We start from the raw sequence: 19,599 nt of genomic DNA on the forward strand, positions 1-19,599 counted from the left end.
TAGGCTCTATTTTTCCTTGTTTCCGTGATTTCCGAGCCGTGAAATGTTCCATTCACGCGAAGTCATTCTAAGCGCTTTTCGCCCGCAGCGCGATTACCATGCCTGCCACCGCGAGCAGCGCGCCTGCTGCGCTCAATGTGGACCAGCGATAACCCTCCGCCACGGTGGAGATCAGCATGGCGATCACCGGGACCAGCACGCTCGAATAGGCCGCACGCCCCGGCCCCATGCGCTGGATCAGCTGAAAATAGAGCGGGAAGGTGACGACTGACCCAGCAATGCCCAGCCAGGCGATGCCGAGCAGATAGCCCGTGCGCCATTCCATTACGGGCGGGCCAACGGTTGCCCAGGCATAAAGTGCGTCGGCCATGCTGCCGATCAGCATCGCCCAGGTGAGGACCGCCGCCATGGGCAGGCGCCGGGCGATCTGCATACCCTGCATGACATTAGCGGTGGAAGCGCTGAGGAGGCCAGCGGCGCTGAGCGCGATGCCCAACAGCACCGCTTCGGCAGAGACAGGCGCCGCGCGATACTCGCGCAGCAGGAGCAATGCGATGCCCGTGATCGCCACCAGCGATCCCAGGATGAAGGAGCGGCTGACCGGCTGGCGGAAGGCGATCCAGCCAAGGATGCTGTTCGGAATCAACAGCAGGGCATAGACGGTCGCGACCACGCCGGAGGTCAGATAATGCTCCGCGCGATAGACGAAGTTGAAGTTGAGCACGAACTGCGCGATGCCCAGCACCGCCGCAAAGGCGATGCCTGCAGGCGGCAGGCGCAGCGGCACGCGCCGCGCGAATGCAAACAGCGCCATGCCGATAGCGCCCAGCAGGAAGCGGTAGCAAACCGACCAACTGGGCGGAACGGCGGCAAGCTGGTCGCGGATGACGATCCAGGTCGAACTCCAGATCAGCGTCACCAGTAGGAAGGGGATGATGACGCCGCCCTTCGCGCTCTCTCCGCTCATTGGAGCGCCTTCAAGGCGTCGGCGAGGGGCTGGATGCTGGCGGCGTCCTGCGCCCAGTTGGTGACCAACCGCGCCGCATCCTCGCCCCAGTCGTAAAAGTCGAAGCCCTGCGCACGCAGGGCCGCTGCTTCGGGGGCGGAGAGGTGGAGGAACAGTTCATTCGTCTGGACCGGGTGCAGCAGGCGTTCCGGAGCCAACTGTGCCAGCATCGTGGCGGCGGCATTGGCCGCGCGACCGTTGTCGAGCCAGAGACCATCCTCGATCAGCGCGAGGATTTGGGCGGCGAGATAGCGGCCTTTGGAGAGGAGGTGACCGCCGCGCTTGCGCCAGCGCGCCGCCTCCGCCGCGCGCGCGTCCGCGTCCGGGCCGAAGAAGAGCAGCGCCTCGCCCACCATGCCGCCATTTTTGACGCAGCCGAAGGTCAATATATCGACGCCCGCACGCCAGCTGACGTCACCGGGATGGCAGCCCAGATGCGCCATGGCATTGGCGAAGCGAGCGCCATCCATATGCAAGCCGAGGCCGTGATCCCGCGCCACTTGGCCGATCGCCGCGACCTCATGGGGCGTATAGACCAGGCCATATTCGGTTGCCTGGGTAATGCTGATCGCGCGCGCGGGGATCTGATGCACGTCGGGGCGGATCGCCTTCAGCCGATCGATCAAGGTAGCGGGGGCAAGCTTGGCGCCCTTGCCGGGCAGCGGCATCAGAGTGGCGCCATGGGTGTAGAAGCCGGGCGCGCCGCACTCATCGACGGCGATATGCGATTCTTCATGGCACAATATCCCGCCATAGGGCGGGCAGAGGCAGGCGAGCGCGATGCTGTTGGCCGCGGTGCCAGTAGCGACCCACAGGGCGCGGACGGGCGCGGCGAACAGGTCCGAAAAGGCGCTGTCGAGCCGGGCGCTCCAGGCGTCGCCATCATAGCCGCGATCGGCACGGTCTGCGGCGGCGATGGCGGCCATGACCTGCGGGCAGACGGGCGTCGCGTTGTCGGAGAAGAAATGCATGGCGGCGGGGATAATGGCAGGGCGCCTCTGCGCCAAGATGCCAGCATGATCGGAGCGGCCCTTTCGGAACCATAATGAATTGGTCAGTAATGGTGACCAATTGTTTCGTCAGGCCGTTTGTGACATAGGCGGCCCCAAAAGGAGCATCGATCATGGACGTCCAGCAGAAGTCGCGCTTTACCGTCACCCGAAGCAGCAAGGCTGTGTCGGCTGACCAGCGCGCGGTATTGCTGGTGGAACCCGGCTTTGGGCGGCTCTTCACCGATCATATGGTGACGATTCGCTATAGCGAGGGACAGGGGTGGCATAGCCATTCGGTTGGCCCCCGTGAGCCGTTCCAACTCGATCCCGCCTGCGCGGTTCTGCACTATGCGCAGGAGATATTCGAAGGGATGAAGGCATACCGCTTGGAAGATGGCAGCATCGCCATGTTCCGGCCAGAGGAAAATGCCCGCCGCTTCGCCGAATCGGCCGAGCGCATGGCAATGCCGGTGCTGCCGGAGGACATCTTCCTCGAAGCCGTCGAGGAACTGGTGAAGATCGACGCGGACTGGATTCCGGGCGGCGAGGGCAGCCTGTATCTGCGTCCCTTCATGTTTGCGAGCGAGAGCTTCTTGGGCGTGCGCCCGGCGGCGGAGTATATTTTCTGCGTTATCGCTTCCCCCGCAGGCGCTTATTTCAAGGGGGGCAAGAAGGCGGTCACGCTCTGGGTGTCTGAACATTATACGCGCGCGGCCAAAGGCGGCACGGGCGCGGCGAAGTGCGGCGGCAATTATGCCGCCAGCCTGGTGGCGCAGTCCGAGGCGACCAAACATGGCTGCGACCAGGTCGTCTTCCTGGATGCGGCCGAACATAAGTGGGTCGAGGAATTGGGCGGCATGAACGTCTTCTTCGTCATGGACGATGGGGCGATCATCACCCCGCCGCTGTCGGGTACGATCCTGCCCGGCATCACGCGCAACAGCATCATCACGCTCGCCCGCACCAAGGGGCATGACGTGCGTGAGGAGCCCTACAGCTTTGCGCAATGGCGCGCCGATGCCGCGAGCGGCAAGCTTCGCGAGGCATTCGCCTGCGGTACGGCGGCTGTTGTCACCGCGATCGGCACGGTGAAGAGTGTCGAGGGCGATTTCACCATCGGCAATGGCGATGGCGGGATCGTTACCGAAGCCTTGCGCACGGAACTGACGGGCATCCAGCGCGGAACGGTGGCCGATCCGGCGGGCTGGGTGCGCAAGCTGTAAGTGTGTCGAACGGCCTTTTTCTTTGAAGAAAACGGCTGCGACAAGCGCAGCCCGAACGGTTTAGGGGGCGAGGGCACGCTTTCCAATCCTCACCCAAGCGCCTAGAAGAACCTCATGCAACGCTTTGACGTCGTCATTCTGGGCGGGGGGCTTGTCGGCCTGACCCTGGGCATCGCGCTTTCGGGCCATGGGGTGCGCTGCGCCGTCATTGACCCTGCGGATCCGGTGGAGACTACCGCCAGCGGCTTTGACGGGCGCGTGTCGGCCATTTCCTCGACCAGCCATGCCATGCTGTCGGCGATCGGCGTGGCGGCGCTGCTGGAGGGCAAGGGCTGCCCGATCGATCGTATATGGGTGAGCGACGGGCTGGAGCCGGGCGCGCTCGACTTCGCGCCGGAGCCGGACGACGGTGTGATGGGGATCATGTTCCCCAATCGCGACCTGCGCATCGCCTTGGCCCAAGCGGCGGAGAAGGCGGAACACCTCACTAGATTTCAGCCTGACCGCGCTACCCATGTGGAACGCAATGCCGATGGCGTCACGCTGACGCTGGCCAGCGGACAAGAGCTTCAAGGGGCACTGCTGGTGGCGGCGGAAGGGCGCAACAGTCCGACGCGTGAGGCGGCGGGCATTCGTACGACGCGCTGGCAATATAAGCATACCGCCATCGTGACGGCGATCGACCATGAGGTGCCGCACGCCAACACCGCTTACGAAATTTTCTATCCCGGTGGGCCCTTCGCACTGCTGCCGATGCTGCCGGGAACGCGATCGGCGATCGTGTGGACCGTGCCGACGGAGCAGGCGCCGGTAATGTTGAAGCTGTCCGAGCGCGCCTGGCTGGCGGAAGCACAGAAGCGCATGGGCGGCTTCCTGGGCGAAATTGCGCTCGCCGGCCCGCGATCCAGCTATCCGCTGGGCTTCCACCATGCGGCGCGGATTACCGATACCAGGCTGGCTCTGGTCGGCGATAGCGCCCACGCGATCCATCCGATCGCGGGGCAGGGGTTGAACCTCGGTTTCCGGGATGTCGCCGCGCTGGTGGAAGTGCTGGTGGACGGCATGCGGCTAGGGCTGGACCCCGGCGATGCGCAGTTGCTGGCGCGCTATCAGCGCTGGCGCGGGCTGGATGCCATGTCGGTCAGTGTGGCGATGGATGGGCTCGTGCGGCTGTTCGATGTGCCGGGGCGGATTCCGTCGCTGGTGCGGCGGGCAGGACTAGCAGCGGTGCAGCGCACTTCAATGCTCAAAGACCGGTTCATGGCGGAAGCGCGCGGGGAATCGGGCGCACTGCCTAAGCTGCTGATCGGCGAGATGATTTAGGTCACATTCTCTGTCGTTCCGGCGGAAGCTGGAATCTCGACAAGGCATGGCTAACTCCGGTGGTTCATGGTTTCGGTCATCCCAGCATCCGCCGCAGCACATTATCCTTCAGGATGAAGTGATGGCGTAGCGCGGCCGCCACATGCAGCGCTATCAGCGCAGCCCATAGGAAGCCCACAATCTCATGCGTTTCGGCCGAGAAGGCGACGACCGCATCGCCCTTCGAAACGCCGAATTTGGGGACGTCGAACAGGAAGAACCAATTCAATGGCCGGTTCCCGGCCGAACTCATGATCCAGCCCGTCAGCGGCATGACCATCATGAAAATGTAGAAGGCGAGATGCGTGGCGTTGGCCGTGAGCTTTTCCCAGCCCGGCATTTGGGCGGGAAGCGGTGGCGGCTTGTGCGTCAGCCGCCACAGGATACGCAATAGGGTGAGCGCTAGGACGGTGAGGCCCACCGACTTGTGAACCGGCATCACCTGCCATTGGCGCGGCAGGGAATCATGGGCGAAGCCGAGCCAGAGGTTGAAGAGGATCAGGATCGCTATGATCCAGTGCAGCGCACGGGCGACAACATTATAGCGATCCACGGCTGACCCTCTTCCGATGGTGGCGGCTTACCCCTGACGATTGGCGACCAGATTATCCACCACCGACGGATCGGCGAGCGTGCTTGTGTCGCCCAGCGCCTGGGCCGAAACCTCGCCCTCCGCGATCTTGCGCAGGATGCGGCGCATGATCTTGCCCGAACGGGTCTTGGGCAGGCCGGGCGCGAACTGGATGACGTCCGGGGTCGCGATCGGCCCGATTTCGGTGCGGACCCAGGCAACCAACGCCTTGCGCAGAGCATCACTTGGCTCTTCGCCGCTGTTCAGCGTCACATAGGCATAGATGCCCTGGCCCTTGATATCGTGCGGGAAGCCCACGACAGCGGCCTCCGCCACTGCTTCATGCAGGACGAGCGCGCTTTCGACCTCTGCCGTGCCCATGCGATGGCCGGACACGTTGATGACGTCATCGACCCGGCCGGTGATCCAATAATAACCGTCCGCATCGCGCCGCGCGCCGTCGCCGGTCGTATATTTGCCGGGGAAGGTCGTGAAATAGGTCTGGAAAAAGCGTTCATGGTCGCCCCAGACGGTGCGCATCTGGCCGGGCCAGCTCTGCGCGATGACCAGATTGCCCTCGGCCGTGCCGTCCAGCACCTTGCCCTCGCCATCGACGATCTGCGGCACCACGCCCGGCATCGGCAGGGTAGCGGAGCCGGGCTTGAGGTCCGTGGCGCCGGGCATCGGCGCGATCATGGCGGCGCCCGTTTCGGTCTGCCACCACGTGTCGATGATCGGACAGCGATCCTCGCCGACGACATGATGATACCAGCGCCAGGCTTCGGGATTGATCGGCTCGCCCACGGTGCCGAGCAGGCGCAGCGACTTGCGGCTGGTCGAGCGCACGAACTCGTCGCCTTCCTTCATCAGCGCGCGCAGGGCGGTGGGAGCGGTGAAGATGGTCTGGACCTGATGGCGGTCAACAACTTCCCAAATACGGCTGGCGGTCGGATAGTTGGGCACGCCTTCATACATCAGCGTGGTCGCGCCGTTCGCCAGCGGGCCATAGACGATATAGCTGTGGCCGGTGACCCAGCCGATATCGGCCGCGCACCAGTAGATGTCGCCGGGGCGGTAATCAAAGCAGAGTTCGTGGGTCAGGCTGGCCCAGAGCAAATAGCCGCCGGTGGTGTGCAGGACGCCCTTGGGCTTGCCGGTCGAACCAGAGGTGTAGAGGATGAACAGCGGATCTTCCGCATTCATCGGTTCGGGCGCGCAGTCGGCGGAAGCTTTGGCCGCTTCCTCATGCAGCCACAGGTCGCGGCCATCCTGCATCGCGACGGCGCCGCCGGTTGCCTGGACGACCACCACCGTCTTGACGCCGGGGCAGTCCTTCAGCGCCGCATCGACATTGGCCTTGAGCGGCACCTTCTTGCCCGCGCGACAACCTTCGTCGGCGGTGATGACGAGGGTTGAATCGCAGTCGATGATGCGTCCGGCCAGCGCCTCGGGCGAGAAGCCGCCGAAGACGACGCTGTGAATCGCGCCGATCCGCGCGCAGGCGAGGAGGGCGAAGGCGGCCTCCGGGATCATCGGTAGATAGACGGTGATGCGGTCGCCCTTTTTCGCGCCCGCGCTCTTCAGCACATTGGCGAAGCGGCAGACTTCCTCATGAACCTGCCTGTAGGTGTAGCGGCGCGGTTCAGCGTCGGGGGAGTCCGGTTCCCAGATGATGGCGGTTTGATCGCCACGTTCGGCAAGGTGGCGGTCGATGCAGTTGGCGCTGACGTTGAGGACGCCGTCGGCAAACCACTTCACGCCAAAATCAGCTTCGTTGAAGCTGCTCTCATTGGTCTTGGCAGGGAAGGTCAGCCAGTCGAGCCGCTTCACCCGTTCCAGCCAATAGGCGTCCGGGTCCTGGATCGATCGCTGATAATCTGCCGCACGTCCATCCCGGTCGAGCAGCGCCGAAGCGGCCCATTCCGAAGGTACCGGGAAAAAATCGTCAGACATCAGGCATCCTTTCCTTTGCGGTCGCCTGCCCCTCTAGAGACTGTATCCGATCATCGGAAGCCCGGATCGCGCCTCTATGGCCAAAGTTTTCACCGTTATCGCGCCGGGATTAAGCAAGAGCGAGCGATTTTGCTGCTTTCCGAGAGGGCTAGCTCCGCCTAACAGGAAAGCTATGTGGCAGCTCTTCCAATTCCCGCTTTGTCCCTTCTCGCGCAAGATTCGCCTGCTGCTCGGTGAAAAGGGGGTGGGTTATGATCTGGTGCGCGAGTCGCCCTGGGAAGCGCGCGACGAGTTTCTCGACCTCAATCCTGCAGGCACGACGCCGGTGATGGTGGACGTCGAAAAGGGCGTTACGCTGATCGACAGCCAGGCGATCTGCGAATATTTTGAGGAGACGGTGGAGAAATTCCCGCTGATCTCCGGCACGGCGGCGGGCCGGGCTGAGGTGCGGCGGCTGGTGGCCTTTTTCGACCAGAATTTCTATGGCGATGTCGTCGGCCCGTTGCTGCATGAACGGATGAAAAAGCGCCTGATCGAACGTGCGCCCCCCGACGCCCGGGTGCTGCGCGAGGCGATGAAGCGCGCCAATGTGCACATGGATTATATGGATTATCTGCTCGACCACCGCAGCTGGATGGCAGGCGGGACGATGAGCCTGGCGGACATTGCCGCTGCCGCACATCTTTCCGTGGCGGATTATCTCGGCGGCATCGACTGGGCGGGCCATGAGACGGTGAAGCGCTGGTATGCAGGCTTCAAGTCGCGTCCTTCCTTCCGGCCGCTGCTGTCGGAGCGGATGGAGGTGATCACGCCGCCGCCTCATTATGAGAAGCCGGATTTTTGAATGGCATTCCCCTCCGCTTGCAGGAGGGGAAGGATGGTCAGTCGATTTCCGCAGCCAGATAGACGCGATTGCGGCCATGTTCCTTTGCCAGGTACAGCGCGCGGTCGGCGGCCTTGAGCGCCGCGCGCGGATCGTCATAGGCCAGCACGTTGGACACGCCGGCTGAAAAGCTCACCCGTTCCATCCGTTCGCCATTGGTGCGGTTGACGAGGCTGCGGGTCGCAAGGTCCTGGCGCACGCTGTCCACCGCCTCGCAGGCTTCGGCTGCAGTCTTGCCGCGAAACAGCATGACGAATTCCTCGCCGCCGTGGCGTGCTACATGGCACTGGTCGTTGCTGATCTTGGCGAGCAACCCCGCGACGAACTTCAGCACCCGGTCGCCCGTGTCATGGCCGTGGGTGTCGTTGATCACCTTGAAATGATCGATGTCGCAGAAGGCCACGGCCAGCGGCTGGCCTTCCTTCTGGGCCGTGGCGACTTCCTCGCGAAGCGTGCCTTCAAAGGCGCGGCGGTTGGGCAGGCCGGTCAGATGGTCATGCTCGGCGGCGCGGCGGGCGTTGGCGAGGCTTGAGCGCAGGGCGTGGTTCTGCTTCTCATTCTGGCGCAACTGGCCTTCGACCTGACGGGTCTTTTCCACCATCGACCGGGTCAGCGCCACCAGCCGTGCGAGCACGGGTTCATTATCGCCGCCAGCGGCGAGGCCCTTCACTTCTTCCTGCAGGGCTGCGCCATAATCCTTGGCGGAGTTGCGCGATTCGGTCATCAGGCCGGTAAATTCGGACAGATTTTCCTCGACCTTCGCCAGCATGGTGGAGAGCGCCTCGGGCGTCACTTCGTCGGCGCGCTGCTCGGCGACGATTTCCTCCACCCAGCTGTTGCTGATCTTGCCGCGCTCGGCAAGAACGGCCCTGATCGCCTTTTCGACGCCGATCTGCGCGCCGGTCAGATAATCATGCGCCACGCCGAAATTGAGCGGCGTCAGGTCCAGATCATGCGCGAAGAGGAAATGGCCGATCTCGTCATAGAGCTTGCGGCGGCGATTGACCTCGCGGTGCGCGCTGCTGCCCGCACGGCCACGCTGCGGTTCAGCGTCCTCCACGTCCTCTTCGGCGTCGCCCTTGCCCGATAGGCCACGGGCCCATCGCGTCAGGCGGTCAGCCAGGCCGTGCTGCGGATTTACGGATGATGATGCCCCAGTCATGCCCCGGTATAACGGACCGTAGCGAACAAGGTTAAGGGCGCAAAAGGCTAAAAATCACAAATCCCTGATCGGCAGCCCATTTTTCCCGTGCGTCAGATGTCGGCGCCGATCAGCCAGTCACGGAAAATGCGTACCGCGCGGGTCTGCAGCGCGCGCGGGCGACAGACGAAATAATAGCGATAGGGGCTTTCCACCCGGGTCTCCGGGAACAGCCGCACCAGCCGCGGGTCCTGGGCCTCATTATAATGGCTGGCGTGCATGACTGCGATGCCAAGCCCCTGCGCCGCGGCCTCCAGCATCAATTGGCCGGAATCATAATTGTCGATCGCCAACGGCTGCAGGTCGGGCAGCTTGACCGCTTCCTTCCAGGCGTCGAACGACATCACCATGTCGCGGTGCAGAAGGATGGTGTGCTGCGCCAGATCGGCAGGGGAGGCGAGCAGATTCGGCGGCTCCAGCAGCGCCTTGCGCCCGATCAGATAGACCTCGTCGTGATCCAGTTCATGGGCGTAAAGCGCCGGGTCTATATCCTTGGCGAGAACGATCGCGGCATCCAGTCCTTCGCCCAATCGTGCGACTGCATAGGGGGTCGTTTCGATATCGATATGGAGCTGCGGATGCTTCTGCCGCAACGCCCCCAGATGGGGGAAGAGCCGCTGCGTCGCGAAAAGGGGCATGACCGCCAGGCGCAGGCGCAACTGATTGCCGCCGCTCTGAATATTCTCCAGCGCTTGGCTGAGGGAATCGAGGGCTGGCGCGATGTCGTCGAGCAGCTTTTGCCCGTCGGCATTGATTTCGAGCGCCTGATGCTTGCGGTCGAAAAGCGGACGCCCGATGAAACGCTCCAGCGCCTGAACGCGGCGGCTGAGCGCGGGCGTTGAAAGAGCCAGTTCCTCCGCGGCAGCCTTCACCGAGCCGAGCCGGGCGACCTGGACAAAGGCCTCAAGGGCAGTAAGGGGCGGCAATCTGCGCATAGTCGGTCAATAGCTTAGCATTTGATCTGCTGCGACGCGTCATCATCCCGGAATGGGGAAGGTCAGGTCCAGCCATGACCAGCCTCTTTCTACCCACTAGGAAAATGCGTCAACTGGCAAGATGCAAAATTTGCAACTCCCTGATTCTTTTCGCACTTGCGAAATTACATGCTGCAGCGCACATAGAAAAGGCCTTTCAGGCATCCTCTCCTAAAACTTTCCGGGCTGGCCTTTGGGCCGGCCCTTTTTTTGTCTCGGCTTATTATCATCCTCGGGCTCTTTCCTTGGCGTTTGACGTTTCCTATCTCGTTACGCGGTGACAAGAATGGGGATGGCAATGGCCGAACAGGACAGCCCGGAACGCAGGATTCAGGTGGCCAATGCGAGGCCGGAGGATGCAGGCCGTGGGCTTGCGCGCATTCCATTGGCGGTGATGGCGGAACTCGACCTCGCTGAAGGCGACGTGATCGAGATCGCTGGCAAGCGGTCCACGCCCGCTCGCGTGGTGCGGCCGTACAAGGAAGATGAAGGGCTGGATGTGCTGCGCCTCGACGGCCTGCAGCGCGCTAATGCCGGTGTCGGGTCGGGCGATTTCGTGCAGATCAGCAAGGTCGAACCCCGCGCGGCACAGCGTGTGGTCTTCGCACCTGCACAAAATAACCTGCGACTTCAGGGCAATCCTGACGCGCTGAAGCGGGTGTTTTTTCAGCGGCCCTTGGCGTCCGGCGATATCGTTGCGACAGCCGGGCAGCAACAGGTGCCGCCGGGCGACATGCCGCCTCAGCTGCGCCAAATGCTGGCCGCACCTGCCTATGCGCTGCAGGAAATCCGCCTTGTCGTCGTGTCCACCACGCCCAAGGGCGTCGTCCAGATCGATGCGGATACGGAGATCGAACTTCGCGCCGAATATGAAGAGCCGCGCGAACTGCGGCGGGCGGACGTCACCTATGACGATGTGGGCGGGATGGCCGAGGCTATCGACCAACTGCGCGAGATGGTTGAACTGCCGCTGCGCTATCCTGAACTGTTCGAACGCTTAGGCGTAGATCCACCGAAGGGCGTATTGCTGCACGGCCCGCCGGGAACGGGCAAGACGCGCCTGGCGCGGGCGGTCGCCAATGAATCGGAGGCCGAGTTCTTCCTGATCAACGGTCCAGAAATCATGGGGTCGGCCTATGGCGAGTCCGAAAAGCAGCTGCGCGAGATATTCGAGGCGGCGGCGAAGTCGTCCCCCTCGATCCTGTTCATCGACGAGATTGATTCGATCGCGCCCAAGCGTGGCAATGTGACCGGCGAAACGGAAAAGCGGCTGGTCGCGCAGTTACTAACGCTGATGGACGGCCTGGAGCCGCGCACCAATCTGGTCGTCATCGCCGCCACCAACCGGCCCGAAGCGATCGACGAGGCGCTGCGCCGGCCAGGCCGTTTCGACCGCGAAATCATCGTCGGTGTTCCCGACGAGCGCGGCCGGCGCGAGATTATGGGTATTCACACGCGCGGCATGCCGCTCGCTGAGGGCGTAGATCTCGGCGAACTGGCGCGGATGACCTACGGTTTTGTGGGCGCCGACCTAGCCGCGCTGACCCGCGAGGCGGCGATCGAGGCGGTGCGCCGCTTCATGCCGCGCCTCAATCTGGAGGAAGGCACGATTCCGCCCGATGTGCTGGAGGAGCTGTCGGTCACGCGGGATGATTTCATGGCGGCGATCAAGCGTGTCCAGCCTTCCGCGATGCGTGAGGTAATGGTGCAGGCGCCCAATATCGGCTGGGCCGACATTGGCGGCCTGGACGATGCGCAAATGCGCCTCAAGGAAGGCGTGGAGTTGCCGCTGAAAGACCCCGACGCGTTCCGCCGCATCGGTATTCGTCCGGCGAAGGGGTTCCTGCTCTATGGGCCGCCCGGCACCGGCAAGACCCTGCTGGCGAAGGCGGTTGCGCGAGAGGCGCAGGCGAATTTCATTGCGACTAAGTCGAGCGACCTCCTGTCCAAATGGTATGGCGAGAGCGAGCAGCAGATCGCCCGCCTGTTCGCCCGCGCGCGGCAGGTGGCGCCGACCGTCATCTTCATCGACGAACTGGATAGCCTGGTCCCGGCGCGTGGCGGTGGCCTGGGCGAACCGGCGGTGACGGAGCGGGTGGTGAACACCATCCTTGCCGAGATGGACGGGCTTGAAGAGTTGCAGTCGGTGGTCGTCATCGGCGCGACCAACCGGCCGACGCTGATCGACCCTGCCTTGCTGCGGCCGGGACGCTTTGATGAACTCATCTATGTGCCTGTGCCTGACAAGGCCGGGCGTAGGCGCATCCTGGCGATCCACACGGGTAAGATGCCGCTGGCCGAGGATGTCGATCTGGATGATCTGGCGGCCCGCACCGAGCGGTTTACGGGTGCGGACCTGGAGGACTTGGTGCGTCGGGCAGGCTTGGTCGCGCTGCGCCAATCCTTGTCGGTCGATAAGGTCGGGCATGCGCATTTCGAAGCAGCGCTTGAGGAAACCCGCGCCTCGGTCACGCCGGAAATGGAGCGCGAATATGAGCAGATACAGGCGCAGCTGAAACAGAGCGCCATGCGCGTCGAGCCGATCGGCTTTGTGTCTCCCGACATGCTGCGATCGCGCGATCGTCAATCTTAACAAGGGCTAGCGGATTGCGGATTGAACCCATCCGCAATCCGCGCGTTCGCTAACCCAGGCCGGACGTGAGTCCGCCAGCGTGCAAAGCGGCTTGCAAGACATGCCGATATTTGCAACGCCCTGATGTGATGGCAAACAGGCGAGTATTGATGGCCTCCATTCCCCTGAAGAAAAAAGCAGATCCGGCGTCGTTCCTGGGCCAGTGGAGTATGTTCTTCCGGCAGTTCGTGAAGCATCCGGGGATGATCGGCTCGGTCATTCCCTCTTCGCCTGCCTTGGTGAACAGCATGCTGGACCGCGTCGATTGGCAACGGACCCGGTTGTTCGTGGAATATGGCCCTGGCGTGGGCACGTTCACCCGACCGATCCTGGAGCGGATGCACCCCGACGCCACGCTGTTGGCGATTGATCTCAATCTGGATTTCGTCGCCTGGCTGGAGGCGCAGATCGATGATCCCCGGCTCCGCGTCGTGCATGGATCGGCGGCGGACGTGCGCCGCTTCATCGCGGAGGCAGGGCTTCGGCAGGCGGATTATATCCTGTCGGGCATTCCCTTCTCGACCCTGCCCGATGGAGTGGGGGAACTGATCTGCGCGGAGACGCAGCGGGCGATCCGGCCAGGTGGCGAATTCCTGGTCTATCAATATTCGGCCTTCGTGCGAGGGTTACTGCAGGGACAGTTCAACGAGGTCGCTGAGCGCGTCGAGTGGCGCAATATTCCCCCTTGCCGCATGTTCCGGGCCATGAAGACGGAGAGTCTCGCCCAGGCGGCGTAATCCCCGACAGCATGCTGCCGCACCAACGGCTGAGCCATTTTGCGACCCGTGATTTGGCCGTGGGCTGCCCATATGGGTTCGCTTCGGCGCGCTTTCATGCTAAGGGCGCGGGCGAAAGGCCAGACCAAGATGAACGACCTCACCCAGACCCCCGAAATGCTGATTGCGACCATGGGCGCGCGCGCGCGCGCCGCCGCCGCAGTGCTGGCCAGCGCGAGCGACGCGCAGAAGATCGATGCGCTGCGCCGTGCGGCTCAGGCGCTGCGCGACCAGGCGCCGCAGATCATTGCGGCCAATGCGCGCGACATGGAAAACGCCGCTGCCAACGGGCTGTCGCCCGCCATGCTCGACCGGCTGCGGCTGGACGAGGATCGGGTGCTCGCGACGGCGGCGGGAGTCGATCAGGTGGCGACGCTCGTCAATCCGCTGGGCAGCGTGATCGATAAGCAGGTCCGCCCCAATGGCATGGAGTTGAGCCGGGTGCGCGTGCCGCTGGGCGTGATCGGCATCATCTATGAAAGCCGCCCCAATGTGACCGCCGATGCGGCCGCGCTCTGCCTGCGCGCTGGCAACGCCGTGATCTTGCGCGGCGGCAGTGAGGCGAAGGAGAGCAACCGCGCGATCCATGCCGCCATGGCCGAGGGGATCGCAGCTGCCGGATTGCCCGCTGACGCTGTGCAACTGGTCCCCACCACCGATCGTGCGGCGGTGGGCGCTCTGCTCAAGGCGGCCGAGTTCATCGATCTGATCGTGCCCCGCGGCGGCAAGAGCCTGGTGGCGCGTGTCCAAGAAGAAGCGCGCGTGCCTGTGCTGGCGCATCTCGACGGCATCAACCACAGCTATGTCGATGGCGCAGCTGATCCCGAGATGGCGGTCAAGCTGGTGGTGAACGCCAAGATGCGCCGGACCGGCATTTGCGGCGCGACCGAGACGGTGCTGATCGACAAGGCATTTGCGGGAGCGCCTGCCATCGTGAAGGCGCTGCTCGATGCCAAATGCGAAGTGCGCGGCGACGAAGCCGTGCAGGCGATCGACAGCCGCGTCACCCCTGCGTCCAACGAGGATTGGGATACCGAATATCTCGACGCCATCGTTTCGGTTCGCGTGGTGGATGGGCTGGACGAGGCGCTGGCCCATATCGCCGCCCATGCCAGCCACCATACCGACGCGATCATTAGCGAGGACGCGGCCAAGGCCGAGCGCTTCCTGAACGCCGTCGATAGCGCGATCGTCATGTGGAACGCATCGACTCAGTTCGCCGATGGCGGGGAGTTTGGCCTCGGTGCGGAGATCGGGATTTCGACCGGACGTCTTCATGCGCGCGGGCCCGTGGCTCTTGAGGGGCTCACGACCTATAAATGGATGGTGCGCGGTACCGGACAGACCCGACCGTAACCCTTATTACCGTTCGGTTCGGGCTTGTGGAGAAGGGCTCGAAACGAACAGTGGTAGGACTATCCCTTCATCGCCGCGTCAATGGCCTTCAGCTTTCCGAGCAGCGGCTGAATCCACTCCAGTGGCAGCATGACAGGGCCGTCGGAAGGCGCATTGTCCGGATCGTCATGCGCCTCGGCGAAGATCGCTGCTACCCCTGCTGCAACCGCGCTACGCGCCAGCACGGGCGCAAATTCCCGCTGCCCGCCAGAGGCTGATCCAAGCCCGCCCGGCTGCTGCACCGAATGAGTGGCGTCGAACACTACCGGATAGCCGGTTTGCGCCATGACCGGCAGCGATCGCATGTCACTGACCAATGCGTTGTAGCCGAAACTCGCGCCGCGCTCGGTAAGCAGGATGCGCTCGTTGCCTGTTGAGGCGACCTTCTGCGCCACCGCCGCCATGTCCCACGGCGCCAGGAACTGACCCTTCTTCACATTGACGACTGCGCCCGTCCGTCCGGCTGCGAGGAGCAGGTCGGTCTGGCGGCACAGGAAGGCCGGAATCTGAAGGATATCGACCGCCTCTGCCGCTGCCTCTACTTGGCCCGCGTCATGCACATCGGTCAGCACGGGGCAGCCGAAGCGCGCTTTCACCTCGGCCAGGATCGAAAGCCCGGCGTCTATGCCTACACCACGCTGCCCGGAGACGGAGGTCCGGTTCGCTTTGTCGAAAGAGGATTTGAAGATGAACGGCACGCCTGCCTTCGCAGCGATGCCGGACAGTCTGTCCGCCATCATCAACGCATGATCGCGGTTTTCGATCTGGCAGGGGCCGGAGATCAGGACGAAGGGCAGGTCGTTGCCGATCGTCAGCGGCCCGATGGAAACATGTTTGGTCATGCCGTTCACTTCGGCGCTTTCACGAAACGGCGCAAGAGTTGCCCCCGCCACAGCCCCTTGCCATCATGATAATTCCAACAGAACCAGCCAAAGACCAGGCAGGCGGCCAACGACGGCAGCGCCATCGGGTCGCCATTGTCCCGCATATGCCGGTAGAAGGCGAAGTCCGCCCGCCACCGATCCCGCTCGCTGCCGCCACCGTTGATGCCATAGGCATTGTCGTGGCGCCGGCAGCCGATGTTTCGGTTGTATTTGCGGTGGTCTATGAAATAGCAATAGTCGCGTTCGGGTGTCGTCATGGCCCGATGTGGAACAGGGGCCATGGAAAAGTTCAAGCGTAAAGTCTTCTACCTTGGCGGTTTCGATCCGCGCGGGGTGCGGTTCTATCACCAGATGTATCGCGAGCAGGCCGCCACTTACACCCGCCTGTCGGGCGAGGAGGTGGAGGTCAGCGCGCGCCGCTCCGGCCCTGCGTCATCCGCCATCTGGACCGTCACGAACAACAGCGCCGGGGTGGAGACCGATTATGAGTTTCTCCGCTGGGAGGATCTGGTCGGCAAGGTGTGGATCCGCAACCCGCTGTTGCTAGCGTGGCGATCGATCGCCACTTACGGTGCGCATGCGCGGCACATGCAGTTCCTGCGAATGCGTAAGCTGCGGCCAGGGCCGGTTATCACCATCCTCTACCCGCCGCTGCTCGGGGTGCTGATTCCATTGGCGCTGGCGCTGATCCCTGCGCTGCTGCTTTCGCTGCTGATGCCCTTCTGGGCTGCGGCCTTGATCGGCGTCGCCGTCAGCATGGCCTTGTCGGGCCGACTCCTTAACAAGCTGATCGTGCCCTGGCTGCTGCGCTTCATGTATTATAATCATAGCGTCGCCGCCCGTGGTCCGGGCGAGGAGATGAACGCGCGCCTTGATCAGTTCGCCGCCCGCATCGTGGAGGAAATGGATGGGCCTTATGACGAGGTCATCTTCGCTTCCCACAGCAACGGCACCATCTATGCGATGAGCGTGCTGCGCCGCATCCTCGAACTGCGAGGGGACAAGCCGCTGCCCCCCAATTTCATCCTTCTAACACTGGGCCAAGTGGTTCCCGTCATCGCGCTGCGCAAGGATGCCGCCTGGTATCATGACGATCTGAAGACCTTGGACGACAAGCATTTCCGCCTGGTCGATTTCTCGGCCCCCCCGGACGGCGCGGCCTATTATGACGTGCATCCGATCCGCCTTGTGTCGGACCGTTGCGCGGCCCGCGTGGACCTGTTGTCCCCACGCTTCCACCTTTTTTACGACCCGGACAATTATCACAGCGGCTGGTCGAACAAATATGAGGCGCATTTCGATTATCTGCGCGTGGGCGACCGCGTGTCACCGGTAGATTATGTCAGCCTCACCGCGGGCCGCCGCACGGTCGATGAGGCCATTGAACAGTTCAGGACCATCCCGTGAAGGACGCTTTTACTCCACCCTATCCTGAGCCGCCCCGCACCAAGCGCGGCCTGATGAAGCGCTTCCTGCGCGGCTGGCACAGCTGGATCCATGTGCTCTTCGAAAAGAGCTACACGATGAAGCTGGGCGAAATCCGCATGCCCGGCCAGACCATGTACATCGCCAACGAGCTGCCGCTGGTGGACAAGATCCTGCGCGGCGGCACGACCTTTCCCAAGCATCGCGAGCTGGTCCGCAACCTCTCTCCTTTGATCGGCAACAGCGTTTTCTCGGCCAATGGCGAGGATTGGGAAAGCCAGCGCGCCATGGTGAACCCGGCCTTTGCTCATACCGCGCTCAATCGTTCCATGCCGCTGATGGTCGCGGCCGCTGACGATCTGCTCGCCCGTCTCGACGCCGCCGACAGAGCCAAGCCGGTCGATATCGACCCGATGATGACCCATGTGGCGGCAGACATCATCTTCCGCACGCTGTTTTCGGAAGCGCTGGACGAACATCGCTCCAACATCATTCACACCGCCTTCGGCAAGTTCCAGAGGCTGGCCCATAGCGCCTCGATGCTGCGCCTCTATGGCTTCCCCGCCGGCTGGTTCGAAAAGCGGTCCTTGAAGCCCGCCAAGGCCATCCACGACGTTTTCCGCCCCATTGTCGAGGCCCGTTATGAAGGCTTCCATCAGGGCGGTGAAGCGCCTCATAGAGATATTCTGCAGTCGCTGATCGAAGCGAGGCACCCGGAAACCGACGAGCCTTTCACCATTCAACAAGTGATGGACCAGGTATCCACCGTCTTCCTTGCGGGCCATGAAACCTCGGCCAGCACCATGACCTGGGCGCTCTACATGCTGGCCGAATGCGTCCATATCCAAACCGCTGCCCGCGCTGAGGTTGTCGAGCTTACCGGCGACGCCCCGCTCACCGCCGCGATGCTCAAGGACATGAGCGCGATCCGCAACATCTTCCGCGAAACGCTGCGCCTCTATCCGCCCGTCGCTTTCTTTCCGCGCGAAGTCACCTGCCCCATGCCGATGCGGGACAAGCAACTGGAGGAGGGCGCGATGCTGGTCGTCGCGCCGTGGCTGACCCAGCGGAACAAGGACAATTGGGCCTGTCCGCACAGTTTCGACCCCGACCGCTTCGATGATCCCGCCAATGCGGAGATGGTGCGCCAAGCCTGGTTCCCCTTCGGCCGGGGGCCACGCGTCTGCGTAGGTGCGGGCTTCGCCCAGCAGGAGGTGATGACGGTGATCGCCAGCGTAGTGCGACGCTATCGCCTGTCGGTGCCCCAGGGGTTCAAGCCGGAGCCGATCAGCCGCCTGACGATCCGGCCCAGGAGCGGGATGAAGCTGATGTTCGGCGGAATCGAAGCCTAGCGAACTCGCTACCCGCTGTCAGCCTGCGATCCTGCCCACCATTGCCTGCCCCGCTGCGCGTTGCCGCCTATAGCGCCGCTTCAGCACCACGCTCGCCACCAGCAAAGGGGTACCTGCAAGGATGCAGACCGCGCCCAGCATCGGCGGCCACAGCCCGAACAGGCTGTGAAGATTGAGCGCCGATGGCGTCAGCAGCAGCAGAAATCCCGCCGTCAGCAGCCACAATCCCCAACGGCGCGGCCGGACGGCGACCATGCGCAGTTCGTGCCGGTGCGCCTTGCGCCCTTCCTTGGTGGACAGATCATGATGCTTCATGCCCGACAGTAGAGCGGAAAAACGCTGATCCTGTCCAGCGCCCGCCAAGGGGACTTTCGCTTGGTGCCCGTTTCGGCTATCCAGTCGCGATCCCCGGGGGACCGCTCACAGGCGGTTGAGAGGCGGCTGATGTGGCTGCGACCCGCTGAACCTGATCCGGTTAAAACCGGCGTAGGGAGGGACGGCTTGTCAAAAACAATCCGCCCAACCTCCGCCACGCGCGACAAGAGGAGGACGGACTGCCGATGGATACGACTTCCGTCCTTAGCTTGCGCCTGGCCGAAGCGATCGGCCTTTACATGATCGTCGTGGGCATTGGCGGCTTTGTTGCGCCACTGCGCTGGCGCGCGATGATGGAGGAATTGGAGCGCTCACCCGGTCTCGTCATGGCTCTGGGTTTTCCTGTATTCACGGTGGGCGCTGCGCTCGTTCTTATCCACAGCATCTGGACCGATCTGCTTGCCATCATCGTGTCGCTGATCGGCTATATGGCGCTGATCGAAGGCGCGCTGCTGCTTGCCGTGCCGGGGCCGCTCATCAGGATCGGCCGCTGGTCGGTCAAATTCACTCGTGCCTGGGCGATCGCCAGCATCATCCTTGGCACCCTCCTCTTCCTCGCCGGCCTCACTGGCCGCGCCACCGCAATCGTCTGAAA

The 19,599-nt window shown here is 63.3% G+C and carries 18 protein-coding genes and 1 riboswitch; of the genes, 9 read left to right on the plus strand and 9 right to left on the minus strand.

The features are described 5' to 3' along the window. Positions 1-67: 67 nt before the first annotated feature. Both EP837_RS07870 and EP837_RS07875 read right to left on the minus strand, forming a co-directional pair. Positions 68-967: a DMT family transporter gene (locus EP837_RS07870; RefSeq protein ID WP_066526149.1), complete on the minus strand. Its 900-nt coding sequence runs from the start codon at positions 965-967 to the stop codon at positions 68-70. Further along, complete coding sequence (locus EP837_RS07875) at positions 964-1,977, minus strand: threonine aldolase family protein (protein ID WP_066526150.1); 1,014 nt, start codon at positions 1,975-1,977, stop codon at positions 964-966. Before EP837_RS07875 ends, EP837_RS07870 begins: the two co-directional genes overlap by 4 nt. Before the next feature lie 152 nt (positions 1,978-2,129). On the opposite strand from EP837_RS07875, the gene EP837_RS07880 reads away from it, so the two are divergent. Then, positions 2,130-3,221: a branched-chain amino acid aminotransferase gene (locus tag EP837_RS07880; protein WP_066526153.1), complete on the plus strand. Its 1,092-nt coding sequence runs from the start codon at positions 2,130-2,132 to the stop codon at positions 3,219-3,221. Between the two features lie 114 nt (positions 3,222-3,335). After that, complete coding sequence (locus tag EP837_RS07885; RefSeq protein ID WP_066526154.1) at positions 3,336-4,544, plus strand: FAD-dependent monooxygenase; 1,209 nt, start codon at positions 3,336-3,338, stop codon at positions 4,542-4,544. Positions 4,545-4,620: 76 nt separating this feature from the next. On the opposite strand, the gene EP837_RS07890 is transcribed toward EP837_RS07885, so the two are convergent. Together EP837_RS07890 and acs are read right to left on the minus strand one after the other, a co-directional pair. Next, on the minus strand, positions 4,621-5,136 hold the full coding sequence (locus tag EP837_RS07890) for a cytochrome b (protein ID WP_066526155.1): 516 nt from the start codon (positions 5,134-5,136) through the stop codon (positions 4,621-4,623). Between the two features lie 27 nt (positions 5,137-5,163). Next, positions 5,164-7,107 carry an acetate--CoA ligase gene (gene acs, locus EP837_RS07895; RefSeq protein WP_066526156.1) on the minus strand — a complete coding sequence of 648 codons (1,944 nt, stop codon included), beginning with the start codon at positions 7,105-7,107 and terminating at the stop codon, positions 5,164-5,166. A 172-nt stretch (positions 7,108-7,279) separates the two neighbouring features. Between acs and EP837_RS07900 the strand changes: the two genes are divergently transcribed. Further along, the gene (locus EP837_RS07900; protein ID WP_066526157.1) at positions 7,280-7,951 is read left to right on the plus strand and encodes a glutathione S-transferase family protein; all 672 of its coding nucleotides are present in this window, start codon (positions 7,280-7,282) and stop codon (positions 7,949-7,951) included. 37 nt (positions 7,952-7,988) lie between these two features. Here the strand turns inward: EP837_RS07900 and EP837_RS07905 are convergent, their stop codons facing one another. Next, positions 7,989-9,152 carry a GGDEF domain-containing protein gene (locus tag EP837_RS07905; RefSeq protein WP_066526159.1) on the minus strand — a complete coding sequence of 388 codons (1,164 nt, stop codon included), beginning with the start codon at positions 9,150-9,152 and terminating at the stop codon, positions 7,989-7,991. A gap of 92 nt (positions 9,153-9,244) precedes the next feature. Then, complete coding sequence (locus tag EP837_RS07910) at positions 9,245-10,126, minus strand: LysR substrate-binding domain-containing protein (protein ID WP_066526166.1); 882 nt, start codon at positions 10,124-10,126, stop codon at positions 9,245-9,247. Positions 10,127-10,463: 337 nt separating this feature from the next. Between EP837_RS07910 and EP837_RS07915 the strand changes: the two genes are divergently transcribed. The 3 genes from EP837_RS07915 to EP837_RS07925 all read left to right on the plus strand — a co-directional run bounded on the left by EP837_RS07915 (position 10,464) and on the right by EP837_RS07925 (position 14,929). Beyond that, on the plus strand, positions 10,464-12,758 hold the full coding sequence (locus EP837_RS07915; protein WP_197486248.1) for a CDC48 family AAA ATPase: 2,295 nt from the start codon (positions 10,464-10,466) through the stop codon (positions 12,756-12,758). A 149-nt stretch (positions 12,759-12,907) separates the two neighbouring features. Further along, positions 12,908-13,534: a class I SAM-dependent methyltransferase gene (locus EP837_RS07920; RefSeq protein WP_066526169.1), complete on the plus strand. Its 627-nt coding sequence runs from the start codon at positions 12,908-12,910 to the stop codon at positions 13,532-13,534. Between the two features lie 129 nt (positions 13,535-13,663). Then, on the plus strand, positions 13,664-14,929 hold the full coding sequence (locus EP837_RS07925) for a glutamate-5-semialdehyde dehydrogenase (RefSeq protein ID WP_066528965.1): 1,266 nt from the start codon (positions 13,664-13,666) through the stop codon (positions 14,927-14,929). A gap of 59 nt (positions 14,930-14,988) precedes the next feature. Here the strand turns inward: EP837_RS07925 and kdsA are convergent, their stop codons facing one another. Both kdsA and EP837_RS07935 read right to left on the minus strand, forming a co-directional pair. Next, a complete protein-coding gene (kdsA, locus tag EP837_RS07930) occupies positions 14,989-15,810 on the minus strand; it encodes a 3-deoxy-8-phosphooctulonate synthase (RefSeq protein ID WP_066526171.1) in 822 nt (273 codons plus the stop codon). Between the two features lie 5 nt (positions 15,811-15,815). Beyond that, entirely contained in the window at positions 15,816-16,109 is a 294-nt protein-coding gene (locus tag EP837_RS07935) for a hypothetical protein (protein WP_066526174.1), read from the minus strand. A 22-nt stretch (positions 16,110-16,131) separates the two neighbouring features. Here EP837_RS07935 and EP837_RS07940 point away from each other — a divergent pair, with 22 nt between their 5' ends. Beyond that, on the plus strand, positions 16,132-17,259 hold the full coding sequence (locus EP837_RS07940) for a hypothetical protein (RefSeq protein ID WP_066526176.1): 1,128 nt from the start codon (positions 16,132-16,134) through the stop codon (positions 17,257-17,259). Then, the gene (locus tag EP837_RS07945; protein WP_156518430.1) at positions 17,256-18,629 is read left to right on the plus strand and encodes a cytochrome P450; all 1,374 of its coding nucleotides are present in this window, start codon (positions 17,256-17,258) and stop codon (positions 18,627-18,629) included. Before EP837_RS07940 ends, EP837_RS07945 begins: the two co-directional genes overlap by 4 nt. An 18-nt stretch (positions 18,630-18,647) precedes the next feature. On the opposite strand, the gene EP837_RS07950 is transcribed toward EP837_RS07945, so the two are convergent. Beyond that, positions 18,648-18,944 carry a hypothetical protein gene (locus EP837_RS07950; RefSeq protein WP_066526178.1) on the minus strand — a complete coding sequence of 99 codons (297 nt, stop codon included), beginning with the start codon at positions 18,942-18,944 and terminating at the stop codon, positions 18,648-18,650. A gap of 84 nt (positions 18,945-19,028) precedes the next feature. Then, positions 19,029-19,139, plus strand: a riboswitch (TPP riboswitch). A 50-nt stretch (positions 19,140-19,189) separates the two neighbouring features. On the opposite strand from EP837_RS07950, the gene EP837_RS07955 reads away from it, so the two are divergent. Next, positions 19,190-19,597, plus strand: a complete 408-nt coding sequence (locus tag EP837_RS07955) for a DUF2065 family protein (RefSeq protein ID WP_066528972.1) — start codon at positions 19,190-19,192, stop codon at positions 19,595-19,597. Positions 19,598-19,599: the final 2 nt, after the last annotated feature.

It is taken from the genome of Sphingobium sp. EP60837 (genome assembly GCF_001658005.1).
Lineage (GTDB): Bacteria > Pseudomonadota > Alphaproteobacteria > Sphingomonadales > Sphingomonadaceae > Sphingobium > Sphingobium tyrosinilyticum.